The following is a 585-nucleotide window of genomic DNA, read 5'->3' as shown; positions in this document are numbered from 1 at the left end:
GGCGAACCGCTGGCAGCGCCGGCTGCCGGGGCCGGCGCGAGGTTCGCCGATCGGGGCGTCACACCAGATCTGCGTACGCCTCGACTGCTCGTCCTCCTCGGAGATGGTCGCCTCGCCGAAGTCGAGTACGGGCACGTGTGCCAGCGAGTGCCGCAGCGCGTCGACCAGATCGATGGCGGCGGCCCGCGAGGTGAGGGTGGTCGGCAGGTGGATGACCCAGTGGGGTTCGGTCACCAGTGACCGCCGTTGCGGGGTGGCTGATCCGGCTGGGAGTCGTCGGCCGGCCGGTGGCCGGGGCGGGGTTGCCGGTGCGGCGTGGTGGCCCAGCCGGACGGGTCGACGAACTTGCAGCCGACGTGCCTGGACTGCCACTGCCGCAGCCCTTCGCGGATTCGTCCCGCCTCGGTCCTGGCGGTCGTCGCCTCGCGTTCGAGCTGGTCCATCTCGTCGGCGACCAGGCGCAGGTAGGCGTACACCTCATCCGGGTCGAGGCCGCCGCGCCACCGCCGCATTACGAAGGTCGCGGCGCGGACGACATGCGCGCCGAGACGGTCACCGGACCGGTAGATCATCGCCGTACCGCCG

The 585-nt window shown here is 72.3% G+C and carries 2 protein-coding genes; both read right to left on the bottom strand.

The features are described 5' to 3' along the window. Positions 1–234: hypothetical protein (locus I0C86_RS19595; RefSeq protein ID WP_196202709.1), on the bottom strand; the 234-nt coding region annotated here is incomplete at its 3' end. Next, positions 231–585 (bottom strand): DivIVA domain-containing protein (locus I0C86_RS19590; RefSeq protein WP_230394432.1); only part of this gene is annotated, 355 nt, incomplete at its 5' end. The genes I0C86_RS19595 and I0C86_RS19590, both read right to left, overlap by 4 nt.

The organism is Plantactinospora alkalitolerans (assembly GCF_015690345.1).
Lineage (GTDB): Bacteria > Actinomycetota > Actinomycetes > Mycobacteriales > Micromonosporaceae > Plantactinospora > Plantactinospora alkalitolerans.
This window is presented reverse-complemented; position numbering and strand designations above follow the sequence as displayed.